This window comes from Mycobacterium sp. NGS54 (assembly GCF_059812465.1).
In genome coordinates this window covers 299,831-319,967 of record NZ_JCALCS010000003.1, presented here as the reverse complement: position 1 = coordinate 319,967, position 20,137 = coordinate 299,831, and the positions used below count along the sequence as shown (strand labels likewise).

The window sequence follows — 20,137 nt, the reverse complement described above, 5'->3', positions numbered from 1 at the left end:
CGGGCTGTGAGGTGGGACCCGAGCGAGCCTAATGAAAATGATTGTCGTTATCAACCCGGCCGCGCCGGCCTTAGACCAGCGGCCGCCCCGTCCTGATCCGGCGGTCCAGATCCCAGAGCATCCAGTTGAACGGGAACTCTCGGACTCGTCGCGGAAGCAGGTTGTTCACCGCCCCCACGATCTTCATCAGGCGATCGAAGCGGCGTTGTTTGGCGGCATCCCACGGCAACCGCATCTCGTCGCGAAACCGTTGCGGCAAGAACCCGGTGGTGATCAGCAGGTTGAGATCCTCCGACCGCCGTTGCAGCCAACGGGGCAACGAAACTCCGCTAATCCGGGACGCGGCGATCGGGTAGAGGAATTCACGGACGGTGTCGTCGATGTGGATCTTCTCCAGCGATTCCTGCCAGTACCGATCGAAGGCGGCCCGATCCGGTGGCCACATCTCCGGCGGTACCTGCAATGTGGTGCCCAGCGTCATGCCGTCGCGGTAAAAACGCTCCGCTTCCTCGTCGTTCATCTCACCGACGAAGGTGCGATAGATGTCGATGCCGCCCTTGAAAATGCACGCCGCCACCCACAACTGCAGCTCGGGGTCGAACGCGTTGTACGACACCGGGCTATCCGAAGTTGAGTAGACCTGCGCGTGCGAGCCGTTGACGGCGCGGCGAAACGCCGCCTTCTGGGCCTCGGTTCCGGCGTTCGCCACCGCGATATAGGTGAAAGTGGTGCGCGCGCGCTTGATTGGGTGGCGGTCGATTCGGCCACTTTCGACGCGGCTTTCCACGACGCCGTGGCCGACGCCGGGCCGCGACAACTCCATGATCACGTTGGCGGGACCCGCCAGCAACGCCACGCCCATCATGCCGTAGTCGGCCGCGGCTCGCCGGCGCCGAATGGAATGCGGACGCGGCGGATCGGAGACCGGGCGCTCCACATGAGGGATGGGCCCATGGACCGTCTGCTGGATCGCCATGCGGAATCCCCTCTGCGCAAAATGTGCGAACGTATGTTTCCTGATGTTGTCCCGTATCACGGTCGGTGTCAAGATGGTTGTCATGGCGCAGGCATCCGGAGCGCGGCCCTACCGGGGCGTCGACGCCGCCGAGCGGGTGGCCGTCCGCCGCCGCCAATTCCTGACCGCCGGGCTGGACCTGCTGGGGGCCGACCAGCAGGACATCTCCGCGCTGACCGTCCGCGGCATCTGCGACCGGGCGGGCCTGGCGGCCCGTTATTTCTACGAGAGCTTCAGCGACAAGGACCAGTTCGTCAGTCGGGTGTTCGATTGGGTGGTCGCCGAGCTGGCCGCCACCACCCAGGCGGCCGTGGCGGCGGTGCCGGCGTCCGAGCAGACCCGCGCGGGCGTGGCAAACATCGTGCGGACCATCGCCGGCGACGCCCGCATCGGGCGCCTGCTCTTCAACACACAGCTGGGCGACCCGGTGATCGTGCGCAAGCGCGCCGAGTCCAGCGCGCTTTTCGCCATGCTGTCCGGCCAGCATGCCGTCGATACGTTGCGCGCGCCGGCGAACGACCGCGTCAAGGCCGCCGCGCACTTCGCGGTGGGCGGCGTCGGGCAGACCATCAGCGCCTGGCTGGCCGGCGACGTCCGACTGGAGCCCGACCAGCTCGTCGATCACCTGGCGTCGCTGCTCGACGAGCTCACCAATCCAAACCTGTACCGGCTCAAGGAAACAGCGGCAGGTGCCACAGCCGCATCCGGGGATCCAGGAGCCACAAGCGCATCATCGTGAGCCGCATGATGCGAATCGCGCCGCGGATCAGCAAGATCGCCAGCGGCACCTCGATGCCCAGCGCGGTCGCCACCGATATGCGCACGTCCGCGGGTCCGGCGGTCATCAGGTCGAACCACGCGTCGCAGATCAGCAGCACGCCCGCGGTGAACGCGGCGAGCACCACCAGCTGGCGACGCAGGTAACCGAGGAGCGCCGTCGCCACCATGAACACGACCAAAAGGATGTCGAAACCCACCCACGTGGCGGTCCAGTTGTGGGCGACGTAGTTCGACGGCAGCGTGATGGACAGATACCCCAGCCAGGGAACCATCGCGATCGAGCCACCGATCATCAGGCTCATGCGGGTGCGCCGTATCCGGCTCAGGAGCACCGGGTCGATCACGTCGCTCAGCGGCCGCTCCAGCCGGTTGATCAGGTCACGCCGCTGCTCGGGCGTCAGCGCGGCGATCTGAGCGTCGGACAAAATGCCGTTCGTCGTCATGGACATCCCCCGGCTCAGGCACGGTGTTGCCCTTTCAGCGTACGGCCTCCACCGGGGGTCGCCGGTCGGCCGCCGTCTTGGGGACGGCCTTGTTGTCGCTGGCGCTGAATTCCTTGACCCAGCAGGCGAATTCCAGCGTAATGCCGTCGGGATCCTGGAAGTAGAACGAGCGCACGTACACCCCGGGATGCACCGTCGCCGAGACTTGGCGCTCACTCTCGTCGTGGTTCAGCACCGGCCCGACCCGCACGCCCTTGTCCTTGAGCCGCTGCCGGTAGGCGTCGAACTGCTCGGCCGGCACGTGGAATGCCAGGTGGTTCATGGTGCTCACCGCGCTGGTGATGTCGCCGATGCCCGGGATGGCGCCCGGCGACGAGATGCCCGGCACCCGGTCGGCGGCGTCGGCGAACCAGAAGAACGCGACGCAGTCGCCGTTGCCGGCGTCGAAGAAGAAGTGCTGGCCCGCCCCATCGGGCAGATCGAGCGATTTGATCAGGGGCATGCCAAGGATGTTGGAGTAAAAGTCCACGGTCCGCGCCATGTCGGAACACACCAGTGCGACGTGATTGATCCCGCCCAGCTCGAATTCCGCGTTGGCGTTGCGCGGCTTGATCATCGTGCGGCTCCTATCGATCCGCGTAAACCTGGTCAAGAACCGAATCTGAATCTAACATCAGGTCCAGTTCTGCTCCAGGAGGTTTGCGCAATTGTCCACTGCGGCCGAACCTGATGAGCGACCCGGCCCCGTCCCGGCGTTTCCGACGCACCGCGGGCGGCGAACGCAGGCCGCGATCGACATGGCCGCCCGGACGGTGATCGCGCGCAAAGGCGTTCTGGCGACCACGATTGCCGACATCGCCGCAGAAGCGGGCCGCTCGGCCGCGTCGTTCTACAACTACTACGACTCCAAAGAGGCGATGGTCCGCCAGTGGGCCCTGCGGTTCCGCGACGAGATCACCGGGCGTGCGCGTTCGGTGACCGAACATGGCCTGTCCGATCGCGAGCGCGCGTACGAGGCCGCCGCCGCGCAGTGGTGGACCTATCGCAACCGGCTCGCCGAGGTCATCAGCATTTATCAGCTGGCCATGATCAACGACGACTTCGCGCGGTATTGGACCGAAATCTGCGCTACTCCAATAGCTTTCATCAGCGAGTCGGTCCGGCGCGCCCAGGCCGAGGGCCACTGCCCCGACGACGATCCGCGGCTGATCGCCGAGGCCATTTTGGCCATGTTCTACCAGTTCTGCTACATGCAGCTCGCCGGGACCGGTGAACCCGACGACGCCGCGTGCATCCGCACGCTGGCCAACATCTACTACCGAGCCGTCTATGCCGGCGGAGGGGAGCCGAATTGAGCCGTCAAAACGGCGCCCGGGGCGTGATGCAGGAATTCGTCGGGCTGCCATCTCCCACCGCGGGCCGGGCCGGCGCCGGCGGCCACCCCTGCCAGGGGCTCTACCACCGAGCGGTGGGACGCAAACCGAAGGTGGCGATGATCGCCGCGCACTACCAGATCGACTTCGCCGAGCACTATCTCGCCGACTACATCGCCACCCGCGGCATCGGATTTCTGGGCTGGAACACCAGGTTCCGCGGCTTCGAGAGCAGCTTCCTGCTGGACCATGCCCTGGTCGACATCGGCGTCGGCGTGCGTTGGCTGCGCGAGGTGCAGGGCGTGGACTACGTTGTGCTGCTTGGTAATTCGGGCGGCGGTTCGTTGATGGCCGCCTATCAGTCACAGGCGCTCGAACCGAACGTGACGCCCTTGGAAGGCATGCGCCCGGCGGCCGGGCTCACCGAGTTGATCCCCGCCGACGGCTACGTCGCCACTGCCGCCCACCCCGGCCGCCCCGACGTGCTGACAGCGTGGATGGACGCCGCCGTCGTCGACGAGAACGACCCGGTCGCCACGGACCCCGACCTCGACCTGTTCGACGAGCGCAACGGCCCGCCGTACTCGCCCGAGTTCATCGCCCGCTACCGTGACGCCCAGATCGCGCGCAACCACGCCATCACAGACTGGGCCGAGCGCGAGCTCAAACGCATTCGCGCCGTGGGCTTTTCGGACCGGCCGTTCAGCGTGATGCGCACCTGGGCCGATCCCCGCATGGTCGATCCGAGCATCGAGCCGACCAAGCGCCAGCCGAACCTGTGTTATGCCGGCGTCCCCGCCAAGGCGAACCGCTCCGCGCACGGCATCGCCGCCGCCTGCACCCTGCGCAACTGGCTCGGCATGTGGAGCCTGCGGGTGGCCCAAACCCGCGCCGAACCGCACCTGACGCGCATCACCTCCCCGGCACTGGTGATCAACGCCGCGGCGGACACCGGTGTCTTCCCGTCGGACGCCAAGCGCATATTCGACGCGCTCGCCGGCACCGACAAGACCCGGGCGTCGATCGACACCGACCACTACTTCACCACCCCGGGCGCGCGCAGCGAGCAGGCCGATACCATCGCCAGGTGGATCACCAAGAGGTGGCGCTGAGAGTTCTCGCCCATTTCGTCCCCGGCGACAGGGTGCTCGACTTCGTTGCGCCAGAATCGGATTGGCTCGACATCCGGTGGTGCGCCGAGGACGACGATGCGGGCTTCTATCGGGAGCTGCCGCAGGCGGACGTCATCTGGCATGTGCTCCGGCCGCTGTCGGGCGCCGACCTGGGGCGGGGGGCCAAGCTGCGGCTGGTGCACAAGCTCGGGGCCGGGGTGAACACGATCGACGTGCAGACGGCGACGGAACGCGGCATCGCGGTCGCGAACATGCCGGGCGCCAACGCGCCGTCGGTGGCCGAGGGCGCGGTGCTGCTGATGCTGGCCGCGTTGCGCCGGCTGCCGGGTCTGGACCGCGCGGTCCGCGACGGCCGGGGCTGGCCGTCGGACCCGGCACTGGGCGAGACGGTGCGCGACGTCGGCGGCTGCACCGTCGGGCTGGTCGGCTACGGCAACATCGCCAAGCGGGTGGGGGAGATCGTCACCGCGATGGGGGCGACCGTCGTGCACACCAGCACCCGCGACGACGGCCGGCCCGGCTGGCGGCCGCTGCCCGACCTGCTGGCCGCCAGCGACATCGTCTCGCTGCACCTGCCCCTGACGCCGCAGACCCATCACCTGCTGGACCGCGACGCGCTGGCCCGGATGAAGCCGAATGCGGTGCTGGTCAACACGTCCCGCGGCGCGGTGGTCGACGAAGGCGCCCTGGTCGACGCGCTGCGGGGCGGGCGGCTGGCCGCGGCGGGGCTCGACGTTTTCGAGGTGGAGCCGGTGGCGCCCGGCAACCCGCTACTGGGCCTGGACAACGTGGTGCTGACGCCGCACGTCACCTGGTACACCGCCGACACCATGCGGCGATACCTGACGGAGGCGGTCGCGAACTGCCGCCGGCTGCGCGACGGGCAACCGCTGGCCCATGTAGTCAACCAACCGACTGGTTGTTAGCTTGGAAGGCGCTGGCACGAAACGTGAGCCAGCAAAGGGACGAGGAAGGCGACCAATGCCGATCGCGATATCTCCTGAGCATCAAGACCTGGCCGACTCGGTGCGATCCCTGGTGGCGCGGGTCGCGCCGTCCGAGGTGCTGCACGCCGCGCTGGAATCCCCGATCGACAACCCCCCGCCGTACTGGCAGGCCGCGGCCGAGCAGGGCCTGCAGGGCGTGCATCTCGCGGAGGCGGTCGGGGGCCAGGGTTTCGGCATCCTCGAATTGGCCATCGTGCTGGCCGAGTTCGGCTACGGGGCGGTACCCGGGCCGTTCGTGCCGTCGGCGATCGCCAGTGCGCTGATCTCCGCGCACGACCCCGAGGCCAAGGTGCTCGCCGAGCTGGCGTCCGGCGCGGCCATCGCCGCCTACGCGATGGAGTGCTGCGCGCTGACCGCCACCCGCCAGGGACCCAACGAGGAGGTGCTGGTGATCCGCGGCGAGGTCCGCGCGGTTCCCGGCGCCGCGCAGGCCTCCTTGCTGGTGCTCCCGGTCGCGATCGACAGCGGCGAGGAATGGGTGGTGCTGCGCGCCGAGCAGCTCGAGATCGAGCCGGTGAAAAGCCTTGACCCGCTGCGCCCCATCGCGCACGTGCGGGCCAACGCCGTCGAGGTCGGCGACGACGTCGTGTTGAGCAATCTGACGATGGCCACCGCGCACGCGCTGATGGTCACGCTGCTGTCGGCCGAGGCCATCGGCGTGGCGCGGTGGGCGACCGACACCGCGTCGCACTACGCGAAGATCCGCGAGCAGTTCGGCAGACCGATCGGCCAGTTCCAGGCCATCAAGCACAAGTGCGCGGAGATGATCGCCGACACCGAGCGGGCCACCGCGGCGGTGTGGGATGCCGCCCGCGCGCTGGACGAGTCCCACGAGAACGGTTGGGACATGGCGGCTTGCAACGCCGAGTTCGCCGCGGCCGTGGCGGCGACGCTGGCGCCGGCCGCAGCCCAGCGCTGCGCGCAGGACTGCATCCAGGTGCACGGCGGGATCGGGTTCACCTGGGAGCACGACACCAACGTCTACTACCGACGGGCGCTGATGCTGGCCGCCTCCTTCGGGCGCAGCTCGGAATACCCGCAACGAGTCGTGGACACCGCGACCACGACCGGAATGCGCGCGGTGGACATCGACCTGGATCCCGACACCGAAAAGCTGAGGGCCGAGATTCGCGCGGAGGTCACCGCGCTCAAGCAGATGGACCGCGAGCCGCGCACGGTGGCGATCGCGGAGGGCGGCTGGGTGCTGCCCTACCTGCCCAGGCCGTGGGGCCGGGCGTCCAGCCCGGTGGAGCAGATCATCATCGCCCAGGAGTTCGCCGCCGGGCGGGTCAAGCGGCCGCAGGTCGGCATCGCGGCGTGGATCATTCCATCGATCGTCGCGTTCGGCACCGAGGAGCAGAAAGGGCGGTTCCTGCCGCCGACCATGCGCGGCGAAATAATCTGGTGCCAGCTGTTTTCCGAGCCGGGCGCCGGATCGGATCTCGCCGGGCTGACCACCAAAGCGACCCGGGCCGACGGCGGTTGGCGCATCACCGGCCAGAAGATCTGGACCACCGCCGCGCAGTACTCGCAGTGGGGGGCGCTCCTGGCGAGAACTGACGCCTCCGCACCCAAACACAATGGCATCACGTACTTCCTGCTGGACATGCGCAGCGAAGGCGTCACGGTCAAGCCGCTGCGTGAGCTGACGGGCCAGGAGTTTTTCAACACCGTCTACATCGACGACGTGTTCGTGCCCGACGAATGCGTGCTCGGCGACGTCAACCGGGGCTGGGAGGTCAGCCGCAACACGCTGACGGCCGAACGGGTCTCGATTGGCAGCAGCGACGCGAATTTCCTTGCGACGCTTCCCGAGTTCGTCGAGTTCGTGCGCGACGGGCAGTTCGACCAGGTGGCGCAGCACCGGGCCGGGCAGCTGATCGCCGAGGGCCACGCCGCCAAGGTGCTGAACCTGCGTTCGACGTTGTTGACGCTGGCCGGCGGGGACGCCATGCCGTCCGCCGCGATCTCCAAGCTGTTGTCGATGCGCACCGGCCAGGGGTACGCCGAGTTCGCGGTGTCGTCGTTCGGCACCGACGCCGCGATCGGCGACACCAGCCAGCTACCGGGCAAGTGGGGCGAGTACCTGCTGGCCAGCCGCGCCACCACCATCTATGGGGGCACCTCGGAGGTGCAGCTCAACATCATCGCCGAGCGGCTACTGGGCCTGCCCCGCGACCCATAATCGCCTGAAACGGGTCATGCCGACCTGACGCACGTCTGCCAGGCCGGCATGGCCCGGGTCCTTTCGGGCTGGGTCACCACCACCAGTTCCACAGTGGCCACCATGGCCGGTAGCCCAAGCCAGGGGGACCCCAGCCACCATTGCCCCAACCGGGGTGGCCCCAAACGCCGCGGTCCCAGCCGCCGCGCGGACCCCACCAGCCGCCGCGGCCCCAATCGCCGCCGCGGCCCCAGTGACCATTCCAGCCGCCCGGGCCGCCCCAGCCACCGTGGCCGGCCCAGCCGCCGTGACCGCCGCCGCCCGGGCCGCCGTGGCCGCCCCAGCCGCCATGGCCGCCGCCGCCCCAGCCGCCACCGCCGTGGCCGCCACCACCGTGGCCGCCGCCGCCCCCGCCGGGCTTGAGCGGCAGGTCCGGCCCACCGTGCGGGCCGACCGTGTCGAAGCTGATGCCGGGCGGCGGCGCGGCGTGAGCGACGGGAGCGCTACCGCCGAACAGGATCGCTCCGGTCGTCAACCCGGCGGCCGCGACGCCGACCGCGCCGCGGCGGATCGAAAGCACTGAATTCAACATTTGCGAGCTCCTTCCACGATGTTGAACAAGAAGCTTTTGGTCTGAATAACCATATTCTGCTCGTTATACACCCGATTGGCTACGCAATGTGATCCACATCTAGTCGCACCGACAAAGAGATCGGATAACATCGTCGGGTAAATTCGTTTTCGCGTAACCCCTCCGCACCGGTCCGGCTCGCCGCGCCTTTATGCTGCTCAGCAGCCATCTACTGAGATCATGATGTAAGTGAAGACGGAGATTTACATTTACGGAAATTGCACTTTGATGAATTGCCCGGAATTCAACGCCCGGGCATAAAACCAGCGCAGCAAACCCATTTCGGCGCGCGCCCGGAATATCGCTCTCGCGGATCGGTGGGCACGTCAACCCGGGGCGATCCTCCGGGCGCGCACCCGGCACGCCGGGCGCGCGCGACGGTGATATCAATGGGAGGTGCTCGACGACGCGCATACTGACAAGCGGATCTACTGATTTGCACCCCAGAGAGGGTCGCCGCGATGAGTATCAACCCCAACCGCCACGAGTCCAGCCCCAACCGGTTCGCCCGCTACACCGCGAAGCCCCCGCTGCCCGGACAGACCGGACCGACCCAGCGCCTCAACATGTTCGGGGAAGCCCCCGCCCAGCCGTCGGGCGGCCGGCGAACGCGACGAACCGTCGATCTACCGCTGGCCACGCACCGCGCGCTCGACGTCTGGCAGCGTGAGGCCGCCGACCGCATCGGCGTCGCCCGCGTGACCGGGCAAGAGGTCCTCACGGCGCTCATCGATCAGCTGCTGATCGACCCCAAACTCTCCGCCCAGATCATCCGCGCCATTCAGGCCCGCCGATAGTCAATCGATCTCCATCTCGCGCAGTTCGCGCTTGAGGATCTTGCCGGTGGGGTTGCGCGGCAACTCCTCGAGGAACACGACCTCCCGGGGCACCTTGTAGCGCGCCAGGTGATCGCGCACGTAGTGCTTGACGGTGTCCTCGTCGAGGTCGGCGTCTTCCTTCTTGACCACGAACGCGCGCAGCCGATGGCCCCATTCCTTGTCCTCGACGCCAATGGCGGTGGCCTCCACGACATCCGGGTGTCCGGTGATGAGGTCCTCGACCTCGGCCGGGAACACGTTCTCGCCGCCGGAGACGATCATCTCGTCGTCGCGCCCGCTGATGTAGAGCAGGTCGTGCTCGTCGAAGTAGCCGACGTCGCCCGAGGACAGCAACCCGTCGATGATCTGCTTCTTGCCGCCGCCGGTGTATCCCTCGAACGGGAAGGCGTTGCCGACGAAGATCCGCCCGACCTCGCCCTGCGGCAACTCCTTGCCGTTGTCGTCGAAGATCTTGACCTTGACGCCCTTGACGACCGGCCCGACGGTCGACGAATTGAATTCCAGGTGCTTGGGCTCGGCGATGGTGGCAAAGGCGATCTCGGTCGAGCCGTACATGTTGTAAATCACCGGACCCAGGTCCTTGAGCGCCCGCTCGGCCAGGTCGGCCCCCAGCGCCGATCCGGATACGAACACGATTTTCAGGCTGGACAGGTCGGGCTTGGAGTCCATCTTCTCGATCGCGTCGAGGATGCGGGACAGCATCACCGGGACCACGACCATGGCGGTGACCTTGTGCTTCTCGATGTCCTCCAGCACCAGCGGCGGCTTGAACTTGCGCCGCAGCACCAGCGTCGAGCCCAGGAACATCGCAATGGTGCCGTGCAGGAAACCCAGCGCGTGGAACATCGGCGCCGGCAACGACGTCACCTCACCGGCCTTGAACGGCACGTGCGACAGGATGCCGCCGATCGGCGCCAGCGTCGGCGGGGTGCTGCGGTTCGCGCCCTTGGGGGTGCCGGTGGTGCCGCTGGTCAGGATGATGATCGACGCGTGCCTGCTCGCCTTCGGGGCGGGAGACTTGTCGCTGCGCTCGATGAGGTCGGCCAGCGTCTCGTCCTCGCTGCCCGACGGCTCGTCCGCATCGGGGTTGGACCCCAGCGCCCGCAGCTTGCCCAGCTCCGGCTCGGCCTTGCTGACGGCCTTGGTGTACTCGTCGTCGTAGATGATCACCTTGGCGCCCTCGCGCTCCGACACCTCACAGATCTGGGGTCCGGAGAACTCGCTGTTGAGCAGGATGATGCGGGCGCCGACCCGGGCGGCGCCGAAGTAGGCGATCAGGAACCAGCGGGTGTTGCGGGCCAGGATGGCGACCCCGTCGCCGCCCTTGACGCCCTTGTCGATCAGCCCGTTCGCGACCGCGTGCACGGCCTCGTCGAGCTCGCGGTAGGTGAATTCGCCCTCCTCGTCGATGCAGGCCGCGCGGTCGGGGTGGCGTCGCGCGTTGAGCGAGGGCAGCATGCCGAACTCGCCCCACTTGTAGATGTCCGCGGCCATCGCGGCGTAGTTCTGCGGCGGTTCGATCCGGAACGCGCCCGATTCGAAGATCTTGCGCACGTAGTGCAGTTCGGCCGAGCCACGCTCGAGGTACTGCTGAATCTTGGAGACCGCCTGGCCGGGCAGGCCGATGAGGTTAGGCATGAATTCCACCCTATGTGACGTAGGTCGCAGCGCCACTAGTTAATACCCATCGACCTACGATGATGAACATGACCGGCCCGGCGTCAGTGGAGGTGGCCGGGCACGAGGTCACCATCACCCACCCCGACAGAGTGGTCTTCGAAGGCCTCGGCGGCTCGGGGCCGCATACCAAGCTCGACCTGGTCCGCTACTACCTGTCCGTCGCCGACGGGGCGCTGCGCGGGGTGGCCGGCCGGCCGATGATTCTCAAGCGCTTCGTGAAGGGCATCGCGCAGGAGGCCGTGTTCCAGAAGCGGGCGCCGGCAAACCGGCCGGACTACGTCGACGTCGCCGAATTGCACTACGCGCGGGGCACCTCCGCCGCGGAGGCCGTCGTACACGACGCCGCCGGGCTGGCGTGGGTGATCAACCTGGGCTGCGTGGACCTCAACCCGCACCCGGTGCTCGCCGGCGACCTCGACCACCCCGACGAATTGCGCGTCGACCTGGACCCGATGCCGGGCGTGACGTGGCGGCGGATCGTCGACGTCGCGTTGGTGGCCCGCGAGGTGCTGGAGGACTACGGCCTGGTGGCGTGGCCGAAGACGTCCGGGTCCCGCGGCTTCCACATCTACGCCCGGATCGCGCCGCGCTGGGAATTCCGCCAGGTTCGGCTGGCCGCGCAGACCGTCGCGCGCGAGGTCGAGCGGCGGGTGCCCGACGCGGCGACCAGCCGCTGGTGGAAGGAAGAGCGCGAGGGCGTGTTCGTCGACTTCAACCAGAACGCCAAGGACCGCACCGTCGCGTCCGCCTATTCCGTGCGGGCCACCCCGGATGCTCGGGTATCGACGCCGCTGCACTGGGACGAGGTAGCCGGCTGCGATCCCGCGGCCTTCACCATCGATACGGTGCCAGCCCGGTTCGCCGAGATGGGCGACCCCTGGACGGGGATGGACGACGCCGTCGGCGAACTGGATCGGCTGCTGATCCTGGCCGAGGAGATGGGCCCGCCGGAGCGGGCGCCCAAGGGTTCCGGCACCCGCACCGAGCGAGGGCGGGTCTCGTCCAAGCCGCTCATCGAGATCGCCCGCACCAAAACCAAAGACGAGGCGATGGCGGCGCTGGACACCTGGCGCGAGCGCCACCCGGACGCCGCCGCGCTGCTGCAGCCGGCGGACGTCCTGGTCGACGGCATGCGCGGGCCGAGTTCCATCTGGTACCGGATCCGGATCAACCTGCAGCACGTGGCGGCCGACCGGCGCCCGCCGCAGGAGGAGCTGATCGCCGACTACAGCCCCTGGACGGGCTACGAAGGGCCGCGAAGGGGATGAGCCGCGCGGCACAGCGGGTGCGAACGAAGTAAGCGATAATCTCACGCGATGCGACAGGGATGGAATCGCCGGGGATTCCTGCAGCTCGCGGGGGCTGCGGGGGCGGCCGCGATCGCCGGATGGTCGGCGGCGTGCTCGCCGCGCAAATCCTCGCCCGGCGCCGCTCCCGGCGGATCGGTCACCGTCACCCACCTGTTCGGTCAGACCGTCATCAAGGAGCCGCCCAAGCGGGTGGTGAGCGCCGGCTACACCGAGCAGGACGACCTGCTGGCGCTGGGCGTGGTGCCCATCGCGGTGACCAACTGGTTCGGCGATCAGCCCTTCGCGGTGTGGCCCTGGGCCCAGCCCAAGCTCGGCGGCGCCCAGCCCGTGGTGTTGAACCTGGACAACGGCATTCAGGTCGACCAGATCGCGGGCCTCAAGCCGGACCTGATCGTGGCCATCAACGCGGGCCTGGACGCCGACACCTACCAGAAGCTGTCGGCGATCGCGCCGACCCTCGCGCAATCGGACGGCGACGCGTTCTTCGAGCCGTGGAAGGACCAGGCCACCGCCGTCGGCCAGGCGGTGTTCCAGGCCGACCAGATGAGGTCCCTGATCGACGGCGTCGACAAGCAATTCGCCGCCGTCGCCCAAAAGAATCCGCAGTGGACCGGCAAGAAGGCGTTGCTGATGCAGGGCACGCTCTGGCAGGGCACCGTGGTGGCGACCCTGGCGGGCTGGCGGACCGACTTCCTGAACCAGATGGGCCTCGTCATCGCCGACAGCATCAAGCCCTTCGGCAGCGATCACCGCGCCGTCATCCCCCGTGATCAGATCAAGGCGGTGCTCGATTCCGCCGACGTGGTGGTCTGGACGACCGAGAGCCCCGACGACCAGAAGGCGCTGCTCGCCGACCCCGAAGTGGCGGCCTCGCTGGCGACCGCCCAGAACCGGCACGTCTTCACCACCAAGGATCAGGCGGGCGCGATCGCGTTCGCGTCGCCCCTGAGCTACCCGCTGATCGCCGACCAACTGCCGCCGCTGATCGGCAAGATCCTGGGCTGAATCCCGCCTGTTTGAGCGTTCGGTAAGGCAGCTCTGGCATTGCTCGAAAATCCGTCCGCATTCGCTCCCGCCTGCACGGATGCCGGGGTTACCGTTCAGTAATGAGCGTGACGGATATGGGCAGTGGCCTCTCCCAGGAGCTGTCGACCGACCTGGTCGGCAACACCGTGTTCGACTACGGCGACCACGCGCTGATGCTTCAATGCGGCAGCACGGCCGAGGTATTGGCGTGGGTGGACGCGCTGGGCACGGCGGCGCTGCCCGGCGTCGTCGACATCGTCCCCGCCGCCCGCACCGTGCTGGTCAAGCTCGACAGCCCCCGCCGGCAGGGGGTCACCCGGCAACGGCTGCGCCGGATGCGGGTCACCGTCGATGCGGCGGCCCCGGTCGACCGCCGCATCGACGTGGTGATCGACGTCGTGTACGACGGCCCGGACCTCGCCGAGGTCGCCGGCCACACCGGGCTGTCCACGGCGCAGGTGATCGACGCCCACACGTCCACCCCGTGGCGGGTCGGATTCAGCGGCTTCGCACCGGGTTTCGCGTACCTGGTCGACGGCGACGCGCGCTTGCGGGTGCCGCGCCGGTCGGAGCCACGGACGTCGGTGCCGGCCGGCTCCGTCGCCCTGGCCGGTGAGTTCAGCGCGGTATATCCCCGGCAATCGCCCGGCGGCTGGCAGCTCATCGGCCACACCGACGCCGTCCTGTGGGATCTCGACCGGCCCAACCCGGCGCTGCTGACGCGGGGCATGTGGGTCCAGTTCCGCGCCGTGTGAGCAAGGAGATAGCCATGCCGACCTTGGAGATTCTGCGCACCGGGCCGTTCGCCGTCGTCCAGGACCTCGGCCGCCCGGGGCTGGCCCACCTCGGCGTCAGCCGGTCCGGCGCCGCGGACCGCCGCGCGCACAAACTGGCCAACCGGTTGGTCGCCAACCCCGACGACCGCGCCACCGTCGAAGTGACCTTCGGCGGCTTTTCCGCTCGCGTCCGCGGCGGCGATGTCGACATCGCGGTGACGGGCGCCGACACCGACCCCACCGTGAACGGAATCAAGTTCGGCACCAACAGCATTCACCACGTCCGCGATGGGCAGGTGATCTCGTTGGGCGCCCCGCTGGCCGGGCTGCGGACCTACTTGGCGGTGCGCGGCGGGATCTGCGTGGACCCCGTCCTGGGTTCGCGCAGCTACGACGTGATGTCGGCGATCGGCCCGGCGCCGCTGCACAGCGGCGACCGGCTGCCGGTCGGCGAGCACACCGACGACTACCCCGAACTCGACCAGGCGCCGGTGGCGGCGATCAGCGAGCACCTGGTCGAGGTGCAGGTGGTGCCGGGCCCACGCGACGACTGGTTCACCGATCCCGACGCCCTGGTGCACACGATCTGGATGGCCTCCAACCGCAGCGACCGGGTCGGGATGCGGCTGGAGGGCCGCCCGCTGCAGCATCGCTGGCCGGACCGGCAGCTGCCCAGCGAAGGCGCCACCCGCGGCGCAATCCAGGTGCCGCCCAACGGATTACCGGTTATTCTGGGCCCCGATCACCCGGTCACCGGCGGGTACCCGGTGATCGGCGTGGTCACCGACGAGGACATCGACAAGGTCGCGCAGGTGCGGCCGGGCCAGTACGTGCGCCTGCACTGGACGCGGCCCCGCGGCGGGCGGTCATACTCGTAGGGTGCAAGCCCAGGTCCACACCGCCCGCCTGGTCCACACCGCAGATCTCGACGTCGAGACCCGGCAGCGCGTCCACCAGATGGTCGCCGCCGCCTTCGCCGGGGATTTCACCGACGAGGACTGGGAGCACTCGCTGGGCGGCATGCACGCCCTGATCTGGCAGCACGGTGCGATCATCGCGCACGCCGCCGTGGTCCAGCGGCGATTGCTATACGGCGGCGACGCGCTGCGTTGCGGGTACGTAGAAGGGGTCGCGGTGCGGGAGGAGTTCCGCGGCCGGGGCCTGGTGCACGCGCTGCTGGACGGCGTCGAGCAGGTGATCCGCGGCGCCTACCAGGTGGGTGCCGTCAGTTCGACCGACCTCGCCCGCGGCATATACGCGGCGCGCGGCTGGCTGCCGTGGCGCGGCCCGACGTCGGTGCTGGCCCCGACCGGCCCGACGCGCACGCCCGACGACGACGGCGCCGTGTTCGTCCTGCCGGTCGACATCGACCTGGATACCGCCGCGGAGCTGATGTGCGACTGGCGGGCGGGCGACGTCTGGTAGTGCCGGCGTTCGTGTGATCGCGTCGCGAGATGTATTGCACCTCACACTGAATCCGGCGGCCGGACGAAATCACAAACGCCGATTTGCCCTCAGCTATTTACCAGACAACTGGGATTCAACTTACAGGCGATAACCGTCCGAATGAGTTGACTGAATTCAGTACGAAATGTGAGCATCGAAATACACGGCGGGCCAAGCTTGTTCACCCACGAAGCTTGTGCCCGCCCGTCGGCCTAAGAGGCTCAGGCGATTTCGCCCGTGTGAGCGTTCGCAATATCCCCCGTTGGACGAGTTGGACGAAAGGTGCAGACCGCATGGGCCGCAACCACCGCATCACGGACTGGAATCCGGAGGACGTGGCTGCCTGGGAGGCCGGCAACAAGAACATCGCCCGCCGCAACCTGCTGTGCACGGTCGCGGGCGACCACGTCGCCTTCTCGATCTGGACCCTCTGGCCCGTGATGACACTGTTCATGCCCGCATCCGTCTACGGCTTCTCGGCCGGCGACAAACTGCTGCTCGGCGCCGTCGCCACCCTGGCCGGCGGCTGCGCGCGCATCCCCTACACGCTGGGCATCGCCACCTTCGGGGGCCGCAACTGGACGGCCTTCTCGGCGTTCGTGCTATTGATCCCGACCGCCGGCACCATCGTGCTGATGGCCAATCCCGGCCTGCCGCTGTGGCCATACGTGGTGTGCGCGGCGGTGACCGGCCTGGGCGGCGGCAACTACGCGGCATCGCTGGCCAACGTCAACGCCTTTTACCCGCAGCGCCTCAAGGGCGCGGCGCTGGCGATCAACGCCGGCGTCGGCAACCTCGGGGTCGCCGTCATCCAGCTGATCGGCCTGCTGGCGCTCGCGACCGCCGGACACCAGGCGCCGTACTGGGTGTGCGCGGTGTACCTCGCCCTGCTGGCGATCGTCGGCGTCGCGGCGGCGCTGTTCATGGACAACCTCGACCACGGCGTCGAGGTCAACACCATCCGCTCGGTGCTGTTCGAGCGCGACACCTACGTGATCTCGCTGCTCTACATCTGCACCTTCGGCTCCTGGATCGGGTTCGCGTTCGCGTTCGGCCAGGTGCTGCAGGTCAACTTCATGGCGAGCGGCGAAACCGCTAAGCACGCGTCGCTGCACGCCGCGCAGATCGCTTTCGTGGGGCCGCTATTGGGCTCGCTGGCGCGCATCTACGGCGGCCGGCTGGCCGACCGCCTGGGCGGCAGCCGCGTCACCCTGGGCGTGCTTGGGGGCATGATCGTGGGCGCCGGGTCGCTGGTCGTCATCAGCACCGTCGACGGCGGTGGCTCGGCGACCATGGTCGGCTACGTGATCGGCTTCATCGCCCTGTTCGTCCTGTCGGGGATGGGCAACGGCTCGGTGTTCAAGATGATCCCGTCGATCTTCGAGGCGCGCAGCCGGGGGCTGGACCTCCCCGATGCCGGGCGCCGTCACTGGTCGCGGGCGATGGCGGGATCGCTGATCGGCTTTTGCTCGGCGGTCGGCGCGCTGGGCGGCGTGGGAATCAACCTGGCGCTGCGCGAGTCTTACCTCAGCAGCGGCACCGAAACGTCGGCCTACTGGACGTTTTTGGCGTCCTACGTGCTCGCCGCGGCCCTCACCTGGATGCTGTACGTGCGCCGCCCCAGCGTGCCGGAAACGGTCCCCGTAGCAGATCACGCGGGGGTGTGATGGCTGGCGCAACAAGGGCAATGCTGCAGCAATTGCGTGGTAACGCGGCGGAAACGTCCCAGGCATACACAGGTCTTATGGCTCAGCCGAGGTCCACGCCGCTGGCCGGCTACCGGGTCGCGGTGACTTCATCCCGGCGCGCGGAGGAACTCTGCGCGCTGCTGAGTCGGCAGGGCGCAGAGGTTTGTAGCGCGCCCGCGATCAACATGATCGCGCTGCCCGAGGACGACGAATTGCAAAGCCACACTGAGGCTTTGATCGCGCAACCGCCCGACATCCTGGTCGTGCACACCGGCATCGGCTTCCGCGGCTGGCTGGCCGCCGCCGAGGGATGGGGGCTGGCCAACCACCTGATCGCGTCGTTGTCGAAGACCCGGATCGTGTCGCGGGGACCCAAGGGCACCGGCGCGGTGCGCGCCGCCGGGCTGCACGAGGAGTGGTCTCCTGAGTCCGAATCCTCACAGGAAGTGCTCGAGTATCTGCTCGAGTCGGGCGTGTCCGGGCTGCGCATCGCCATCCAGCTGCACGGCGCCGCCGACGCGTGGGACCCGTTCCCGGAATTCATCGGCGGCCTGCGTTTCGCGGGCGCCGAGGTGGTGCCCATCCGGGTGTACCGGTGGAAATCGACCCCGCTGGGCGGCGATTTCGATTTGCTGGTGACCGGCATCGCGCGACGGCAGTTCGACGCGGTCACCTTCACGTCGGCGCCCGCGGCGGCGGCGGTGCTGGAACGCAGCCGCGACCTGGCCGTCGAGGACCAGGTGCTCGACGCCCTGCGCACCGACGTGCACGCGATGTGCGTCGGCCCGGTGACGTCCAAGCCGCTGATCCGCAAAGGCGTCCCGACGTCATCGCCGGCACGAATGCGGTTGGGCGCCTTGGCCCGCCACATCGCCGAGGAGCTGCCGCTGCTGGGATCGTCCACGGTCCAGGTGGCCGGTCACACGATCGACATACGCGGAACGTGCGTGCTGGTGGACGGTGACATCAAGCTGCTGTCGCCGTCGGGAATGTCGGTGCTGCGCGCGCTGGCGCAGCGGCCCGGCGACGTCGTCGCCCGCAACGAATTGTTGCGGGTGCTGCCCGGCAGCAGCAACGATCCGCACGCCGTCGACACGGCCGTCTTGCGGCTGCGAACGGCCTTGGGCGACAAGAACATCATCGCAACCGTGGTCAAGCGGGGTTACCGGCTGGCCATCGACCCGCCGGGCGGTGCCCGGTGGACCTGATCCTGGCGGCACACGGCACCCGCAGGCCCGGCGGTGTCGCGATGATCGGAGACCTCGCCGCGCAGGTGAGCTCGCTGCTCGAGCGCCGGGTGCAGGTGGCGTTCGTCGACGTGTTGGGCCCGACGCCCGGTGAGGTGCTGTCGCGGGCCGCGGCCACCGGCCGCCCCGCCGTCGTGGTCCCGGCCTTCCTGTCGCGCGGCTATCACGTGCGCACCGACGTGCCCGCGCACGTGGCGGCCAGCGGGCACCCGAACGCCACCGTCGCCCCCGCGCTGGGACCGAGCGGACAGATCGCGCGGATAGTCGCCGACCGGCTGGTGGAATCCGGTTGGCGGCCAGGCGATTCGGTGATCCTCGCGGCGGCCGGCACCACGGATGCCAGGGCGCGCGCCGACCTGCACGTGACCGCGACCACGTTGTCCGCGCTGGTGGGATCGCGGGTGCGGCTGGGATTCGCGGCCACCGGCGAACCGTCGGTGGCCGGCGCGGTCGCCGCGGCCCGCCGCGGCGGCGCGCGGCGCGTCGTCGTCGCCTCCTACCTACTGGCCGACGGCCTGTTCCAGCAGCGCCTGCGGGCCAGCGGCGCCGACGTGGTCACCCAACCGCTGGGCACCCATCCCGGGCTGGCGCGGCTGATCGCGAACCGCTTCCGCCGGGCCGCACCCGGGCTCCCGGTGCGGCGAACCCAAGCCCCCCATGTGCTTTCGAATTCGGTGGAGCACAGCAACCGGCCGACCAGGCACGCCGACGCCCGCGACGCTTGATCTTTGATCGCATTCCGACGATCCTGGCACCATGCCGCGTCGCGAAGAGCCATCGCGTGGGCTGCTCGACCCGGTGGCGAAGATGCTGCGGTTGCCCTTCGGCACACCGGAGTTCATCGACCGGATCGTCACCGGCGGGGTCAACCAGGTGGGCCGCCGGACGCTGTACATGCTGATCACCACCTGGGACGCGGCCGGCGGCGGACCCTTCGCCGCCAGCGCGGTCGCGTCCACCGGGCTGGCCAAGACCGCCGAGATCGTGCAGGGCATGTTCATCGGCCCGATCTTCGGCCCACTGCTGAAAATCCTCGGGGCCGACAAGGCCGCCGTGCGGGCGTCGTTGTGCGCCTCCCAGCTCGTGGGTCTCGGCATCATGCGCTACGGCGTGCGCTCCGAACCGCTGCACTCGATGTCGGTCGAGGCGATCGTCGACGCGATCGGCCCGACGATGCAGCGCTACCTCGTCGGGGACATCGCCTAGCTAGGCGGCGAACCGCGCGATCTGGATGTGGCCGTCGGGCGTGACGCGCGCCGGGTAGACCGGCACCGACACCCGCGGATCGTCGAGGCAGGAGCCGTCCTCGAGCGCGAAAGCCTGCTTGAGGATGGGTGATTGGACGGTGACCCGGCCGCCGCGGTCCCCGACGATCCCCCGGGACAGTACGGCCGCTCCAGAGAACGGGTCGACGTTGCCGACCGCGTGCACCGACCCGTCGTCCAGCCGGAACAGCGCCGCCTGCGAACCGTCGTCGAGCAGAACCCCGACGCCGCGCCCGGGAATCAGGCGGTCGTAGTGGCAGGCGGTCGTCCACACCTGAATGTCTTGAGCGTCGTTGAGAAGTGTCATCGTGTCT

General features: G+C 68.7%; 21 protein-coding genes. 15 read left to right on the top strand and 6 right to left on the bottom strand.

Annotated elements, in window-relative coordinates; genetic code table 11:
- Nucleotides 1–70 precede the first annotated feature (70 nt).
- Entirely contained in the window at nucleotides 71–976 is a 906-nt protein-coding gene (locus AC5Y5E_RS10420; protein WP_499902904.1) for an oxygenase MpaB family protein, read from the bottom strand.
- Between the two features lie 82 nt (nucleotides 977–1,058).
- Here AC5Y5E_RS10420 and AC5Y5E_RS10415 point away from each other — a divergent pair, with 82 nt between their 5' ends.
- Entirely contained in the window at nucleotides 1,059–1,754 is a 696-nt protein-coding gene (locus AC5Y5E_RS10415) for a TetR/AcrR family transcriptional regulator (protein ID WP_499902903.1), read from the top strand.
- On the opposite strand, the gene AC5Y5E_RS10410 is transcribed toward AC5Y5E_RS10415, so the two are convergent.
- Both AC5Y5E_RS10410 and AC5Y5E_RS10405 read right to left on the bottom strand, forming a co-directional pair.
- The gene (locus AC5Y5E_RS10410; RefSeq protein WP_499902902.1) at nucleotides 1,687–2,238 is read right to left on the bottom strand and encodes a hypothetical protein; all 552 of its coding nucleotides are present in this window, start codon (nucleotides 2,236–2,238) and stop codon (nucleotides 1,687–1,689) included. The genes AC5Y5E_RS10415 and AC5Y5E_RS10410 overlap by 68 nt on opposite strands.
- Before the next feature lie 34 nt (nucleotides 2,239–2,272).
- Nucleotides 2,273–2,854, bottom strand: a complete 582-nt coding sequence (locus AC5Y5E_RS10405; RefSeq protein ID WP_499902901.1) for a VOC family protein — start codon at nucleotides 2,852–2,854, stop codon at nucleotides 2,273–2,275.
- 181 nt (nucleotides 2,855–3,035) lie between these two features.
- On the opposite strand from AC5Y5E_RS10405, the gene AC5Y5E_RS10400 reads away from it, so the two are divergent.
- From AC5Y5E_RS10400 to AC5Y5E_RS10385, 4 genes are read left to right on the top strand one after another with little or no spacing between them, the layout of a single operon-like run.
- Nucleotides 3,036–3,593, top strand: coding sequence for a TetR/AcrR family transcriptional regulator (locus AC5Y5E_RS10400; protein ID WP_499903286.1), 558 nt, complete (start codon nucleotides 3,036–3,038; stop codon nucleotides 3,591–3,593).
- A 26-nt stretch (nucleotides 3,594–3,619) separates the two neighbouring features.
- Nucleotides 3,620–4,723, top strand: coding sequence for an alpha/beta hydrolase family protein (locus AC5Y5E_RS10395; protein WP_499903285.1), 1,104 nt, complete (start codon nucleotides 3,620–3,622; stop codon nucleotides 4,721–4,723).
- A complete protein-coding gene (locus AC5Y5E_RS10390; RefSeq protein WP_499903284.1) occupies nucleotides 4,714–5,670 on the top strand; it encodes a 2-hydroxyacid dehydrogenase in 957 nt (318 codons plus the stop codon). Before AC5Y5E_RS10395 ends, AC5Y5E_RS10390 begins: the two co-directional genes overlap by 10 nt.
- A 55-nt stretch (nucleotides 5,671–5,725) precedes the next feature.
- The gene (locus AC5Y5E_RS10385) at nucleotides 5,726–7,936 is read left to right on the top strand and encodes an acyl-CoA dehydrogenase family protein (RefSeq protein WP_499902900.1); all 2,211 of its coding nucleotides are present in this window, start codon (nucleotides 5,726–5,728) and stop codon (nucleotides 7,934–7,936) included.
- A 73-nt stretch (nucleotides 7,937–8,009) separates the two neighbouring features.
- Here AC5Y5E_RS10385 and AC5Y5E_RS10380 read toward each other — a convergent pair whose 3' ends face one another.
- On the bottom strand, nucleotides 8,010–8,507 hold the full coding sequence (locus AC5Y5E_RS10380; protein ID WP_499902899.1) for a hypothetical protein: 498 nt from the start codon (nucleotides 8,505–8,507) through the stop codon (nucleotides 8,010–8,012).
- Between the two features lie 500 nt (nucleotides 8,508–9,007).
- Between AC5Y5E_RS10380 and AC5Y5E_RS10375 the strand changes: the two genes are divergently transcribed.
- Entirely contained in the window at nucleotides 9,008–9,343 is a 336-nt protein-coding gene (locus AC5Y5E_RS10375) for an ATPase (protein WP_499902898.1), read from the top strand.
- Here AC5Y5E_RS10375 and fadD2 read toward each other — a convergent pair whose 3' ends face one another.
- Entirely contained in the window at nucleotides 9,344–11,023 is a 1,680-nt protein-coding gene (gene fadD2 / locus AC5Y5E_RS10370) for a long-chain-fatty-acid--CoA ligase FadD2 (protein WP_499902897.1), read from the bottom strand.
- A 59-nt stretch (nucleotides 11,024–11,082) separates the two neighbouring features.
- Here fadD2 and AC5Y5E_RS10365 point away from each other — a divergent pair, with 59 nt between their 5' ends.
- The 9 genes from AC5Y5E_RS10365 to AC5Y5E_RS10325 all read left to right on the top strand — a co-directional run bounded on the left by AC5Y5E_RS10365 (nucleotide 11,083) and on the right by AC5Y5E_RS10325 (nucleotide 19,764).
- Nucleotides 11,083–12,333 carry a DNA polymerase domain-containing protein gene (locus AC5Y5E_RS10365; protein WP_499902896.1) on the top strand — a complete coding sequence of 417 codons (1,251 nt, stop codon included), beginning with the start codon at nucleotides 11,083–11,085 and terminating at the stop codon, nucleotides 12,331–12,333.
- Nucleotides 12,334–12,381: 48 nt separating this feature from the next.
- Complete coding sequence (locus AC5Y5E_RS10360; RefSeq protein ID WP_499902895.1) at nucleotides 12,382–13,380, top strand: ABC transporter substrate-binding protein; 999 nt, start codon at nucleotides 12,382–12,384, stop codon at nucleotides 13,378–13,380.
- 116 nt (nucleotides 13,381–13,496) lie between these two features.
- A complete protein-coding gene (locus AC5Y5E_RS10355) occupies nucleotides 13,497–14,156 on the top strand; it encodes a 5-oxoprolinase subunit B family protein (protein ID WP_499903283.1) in 660 nt (219 codons plus the stop codon).
- A 14-nt stretch (nucleotides 14,157–14,170) separates the two neighbouring features.
- Nucleotides 14,171–15,055, top strand: a complete 885-nt coding sequence (locus AC5Y5E_RS10350; RefSeq protein ID WP_499902894.1) for a 5-oxoprolinase/urea amidolyase family protein — start codon at nucleotides 14,171–14,173, stop codon at nucleotides 15,053–15,055.
- A gap of 1 nt (nucleotide 15,056) precedes the next feature.
- Nucleotides 15,057–15,602 carry a GNAT family N-acetyltransferase gene (locus tag AC5Y5E_RS10345; RefSeq protein ID WP_499902893.1) on the top strand — a complete coding sequence of 182 codons (546 nt, stop codon included), beginning with the start codon at nucleotides 15,057–15,059 and terminating at the stop codon, nucleotides 15,600–15,602.
- Between the two features lie 314 nt (nucleotides 15,603–15,916).
- Nucleotides 15,917–17,290 carry a nitrate/nitrite transporter gene (locus AC5Y5E_RS10340; RefSeq protein WP_499902892.1) on the top strand — a complete coding sequence of 458 codons (1,374 nt, stop codon included), beginning with the start codon at nucleotides 15,917–15,919 and terminating at the stop codon, nucleotides 17,288–17,290.
- A gap of 77 nt (nucleotides 17,291–17,367) precedes the next feature.
- The gene (locus tag AC5Y5E_RS10335; RefSeq protein ID WP_499902891.1) at nucleotides 17,368–18,519 is read left to right on the top strand and encodes a uroporphyrinogen-III synthase; all 1,152 of its coding nucleotides are present in this window, start codon (nucleotides 17,368–17,370) and stop codon (nucleotides 18,517–18,519) included.
- Nucleotides 18,510–19,283, top strand: coding sequence for a sirohydrochlorin chelatase (locus AC5Y5E_RS10330; RefSeq protein WP_499902890.1), 774 nt, complete (start codon nucleotides 18,510–18,512; stop codon nucleotides 19,281–19,283). The genes AC5Y5E_RS10335 and AC5Y5E_RS10330 overlap by 10 nt, the downstream gene beginning before the upstream one ends.
- 31 nt (nucleotides 19,284–19,314) lie before the next feature.
- Nucleotides 19,315–19,764, top strand: coding sequence for a TetR/AcrR family transcriptional regulator (locus AC5Y5E_RS10325; RefSeq protein WP_499902889.1), 450 nt, complete (start codon nucleotides 19,315–19,317; stop codon nucleotides 19,762–19,764).
- Here the strand turns inward: AC5Y5E_RS10325 and nirD are convergent, their stop codons facing one another.
- A complete protein-coding gene (gene nirD / locus AC5Y5E_RS10320) occupies nucleotides 19,765–20,130 on the bottom strand; it encodes a nitrite reductase small subunit NirD (protein WP_499902888.1) in 366 nt (121 codons plus the stop codon).
- Between the last annotated feature and the right edge of the window lie 7 nt (nucleotides 20,131–20,137).

Coding starts and splice junctions, on each gene's coding strand:
- AC5Y5E_RS10420 (WP_499902904.1), bottom strand. CDS start 976: ATGGCGATCCAGCAGACGGTCCATGGGCCCATCCCTCATGTGGAGCGC.
- AC5Y5E_RS10415 (WP_499902903.1), top strand. CDS start 1,059: ATGGCGCAGGCATCCGGAGCGCGGCCCTACCGGGGCGTCGACGCCGCC.
- AC5Y5E_RS10410 (WP_499902902.1), bottom strand. CDS start 2,238: ATGACGACGAACGGCATTTTGTCCGACGCTCAGATCGCCGCGCTGACG.
- AC5Y5E_RS10405 (WP_499902901.1), bottom strand. CDS start 2,854: ATGATCAAGCCGCGCAACGCCAACGCGGAATTCGAGCTGGGCGGGATC.
- AC5Y5E_RS10400 (WP_499903286.1), top strand. CDS start 3,036: ATGGCCGCCCGGACGGTGATCGCGCGCAAAGGCGTTCTGGCGACCACG.
- AC5Y5E_RS10395 (WP_499903285.1), top strand. CDS start 3,620: ATGCAGGAATTCGTCGGGCTGCCATCTCCCACCGCGGGCCGGGCCGGC.
- AC5Y5E_RS10385 (WP_499902900.1), top strand. CDS start 5,726: ATGCCGATCGCGATATCTCCTGAGCATCAAGACCTGGCCGACTCGGTG.
- AC5Y5E_RS10380 (WP_499902899.1), bottom strand. CDS start 8,507: ATGTTGAATTCAGTGCTTTCGATCCGCCGCGGCGCGGTCGGCGTCGCG.
- AC5Y5E_RS10375 (WP_499902898.1), top strand. CDS start 9,008: ATGAGTATCAACCCCAACCGCCACGAGTCCAGCCCCAACCGGTTCGCC.
- fadD2 (WP_499902897.1), bottom strand. CDS start 11,023: ATGCCTAACCTCATCGGCCTGCCCGGCCAGGCGGTCTCCAAGATTCAG.
- AC5Y5E_RS10365 (WP_499902896.1), top strand. CDS start 11,083: ATGATGAACATGACCGGCCCGGCGTCAGTGGAGGTGGCCGGGCACGAG.
- AC5Y5E_RS10360 (WP_499902895.1), top strand. CDS start 12,382: ATGCGACAGGGATGGAATCGCCGGGGATTCCTGCAGCTCGCGGGGGCT.
- AC5Y5E_RS10355 (WP_499903283.1), top strand. CDS start 13,497: ATGGGCAGTGGCCTCTCCCAGGAGCTGTCGACCGACCTGGTCGGCAAC.
- AC5Y5E_RS10350 (WP_499902894.1), top strand. CDS start 14,171: ATGCCGACCTTGGAGATTCTGCGCACCGGGCCGTTCGCCGTCGTCCAG.
- AC5Y5E_RS10340 (WP_499902892.1), top strand. CDS start 15,917: ATGGGCCGCAACCACCGCATCACGGACTGGAATCCGGAGGACGTGGCT.
- AC5Y5E_RS10335 (WP_499902891.1), top strand. CDS start 17,368: ATGGCTCAGCCGAGGTCCACGCCGCTGGCCGGCTACCGGGTCGCGGTG.
- AC5Y5E_RS10325 (WP_499902889.1), top strand. CDS start 19,315: ATGCCGCGTCGCGAAGAGCCATCGCGTGGGCTGCTCGACCCGGTGGCG.
- nirD (WP_499902888.1), bottom strand. CDS start 20,130: ATGACACTTCTCAACGACGCTCAAGACATTCAGGTGTGGACGACCGCC.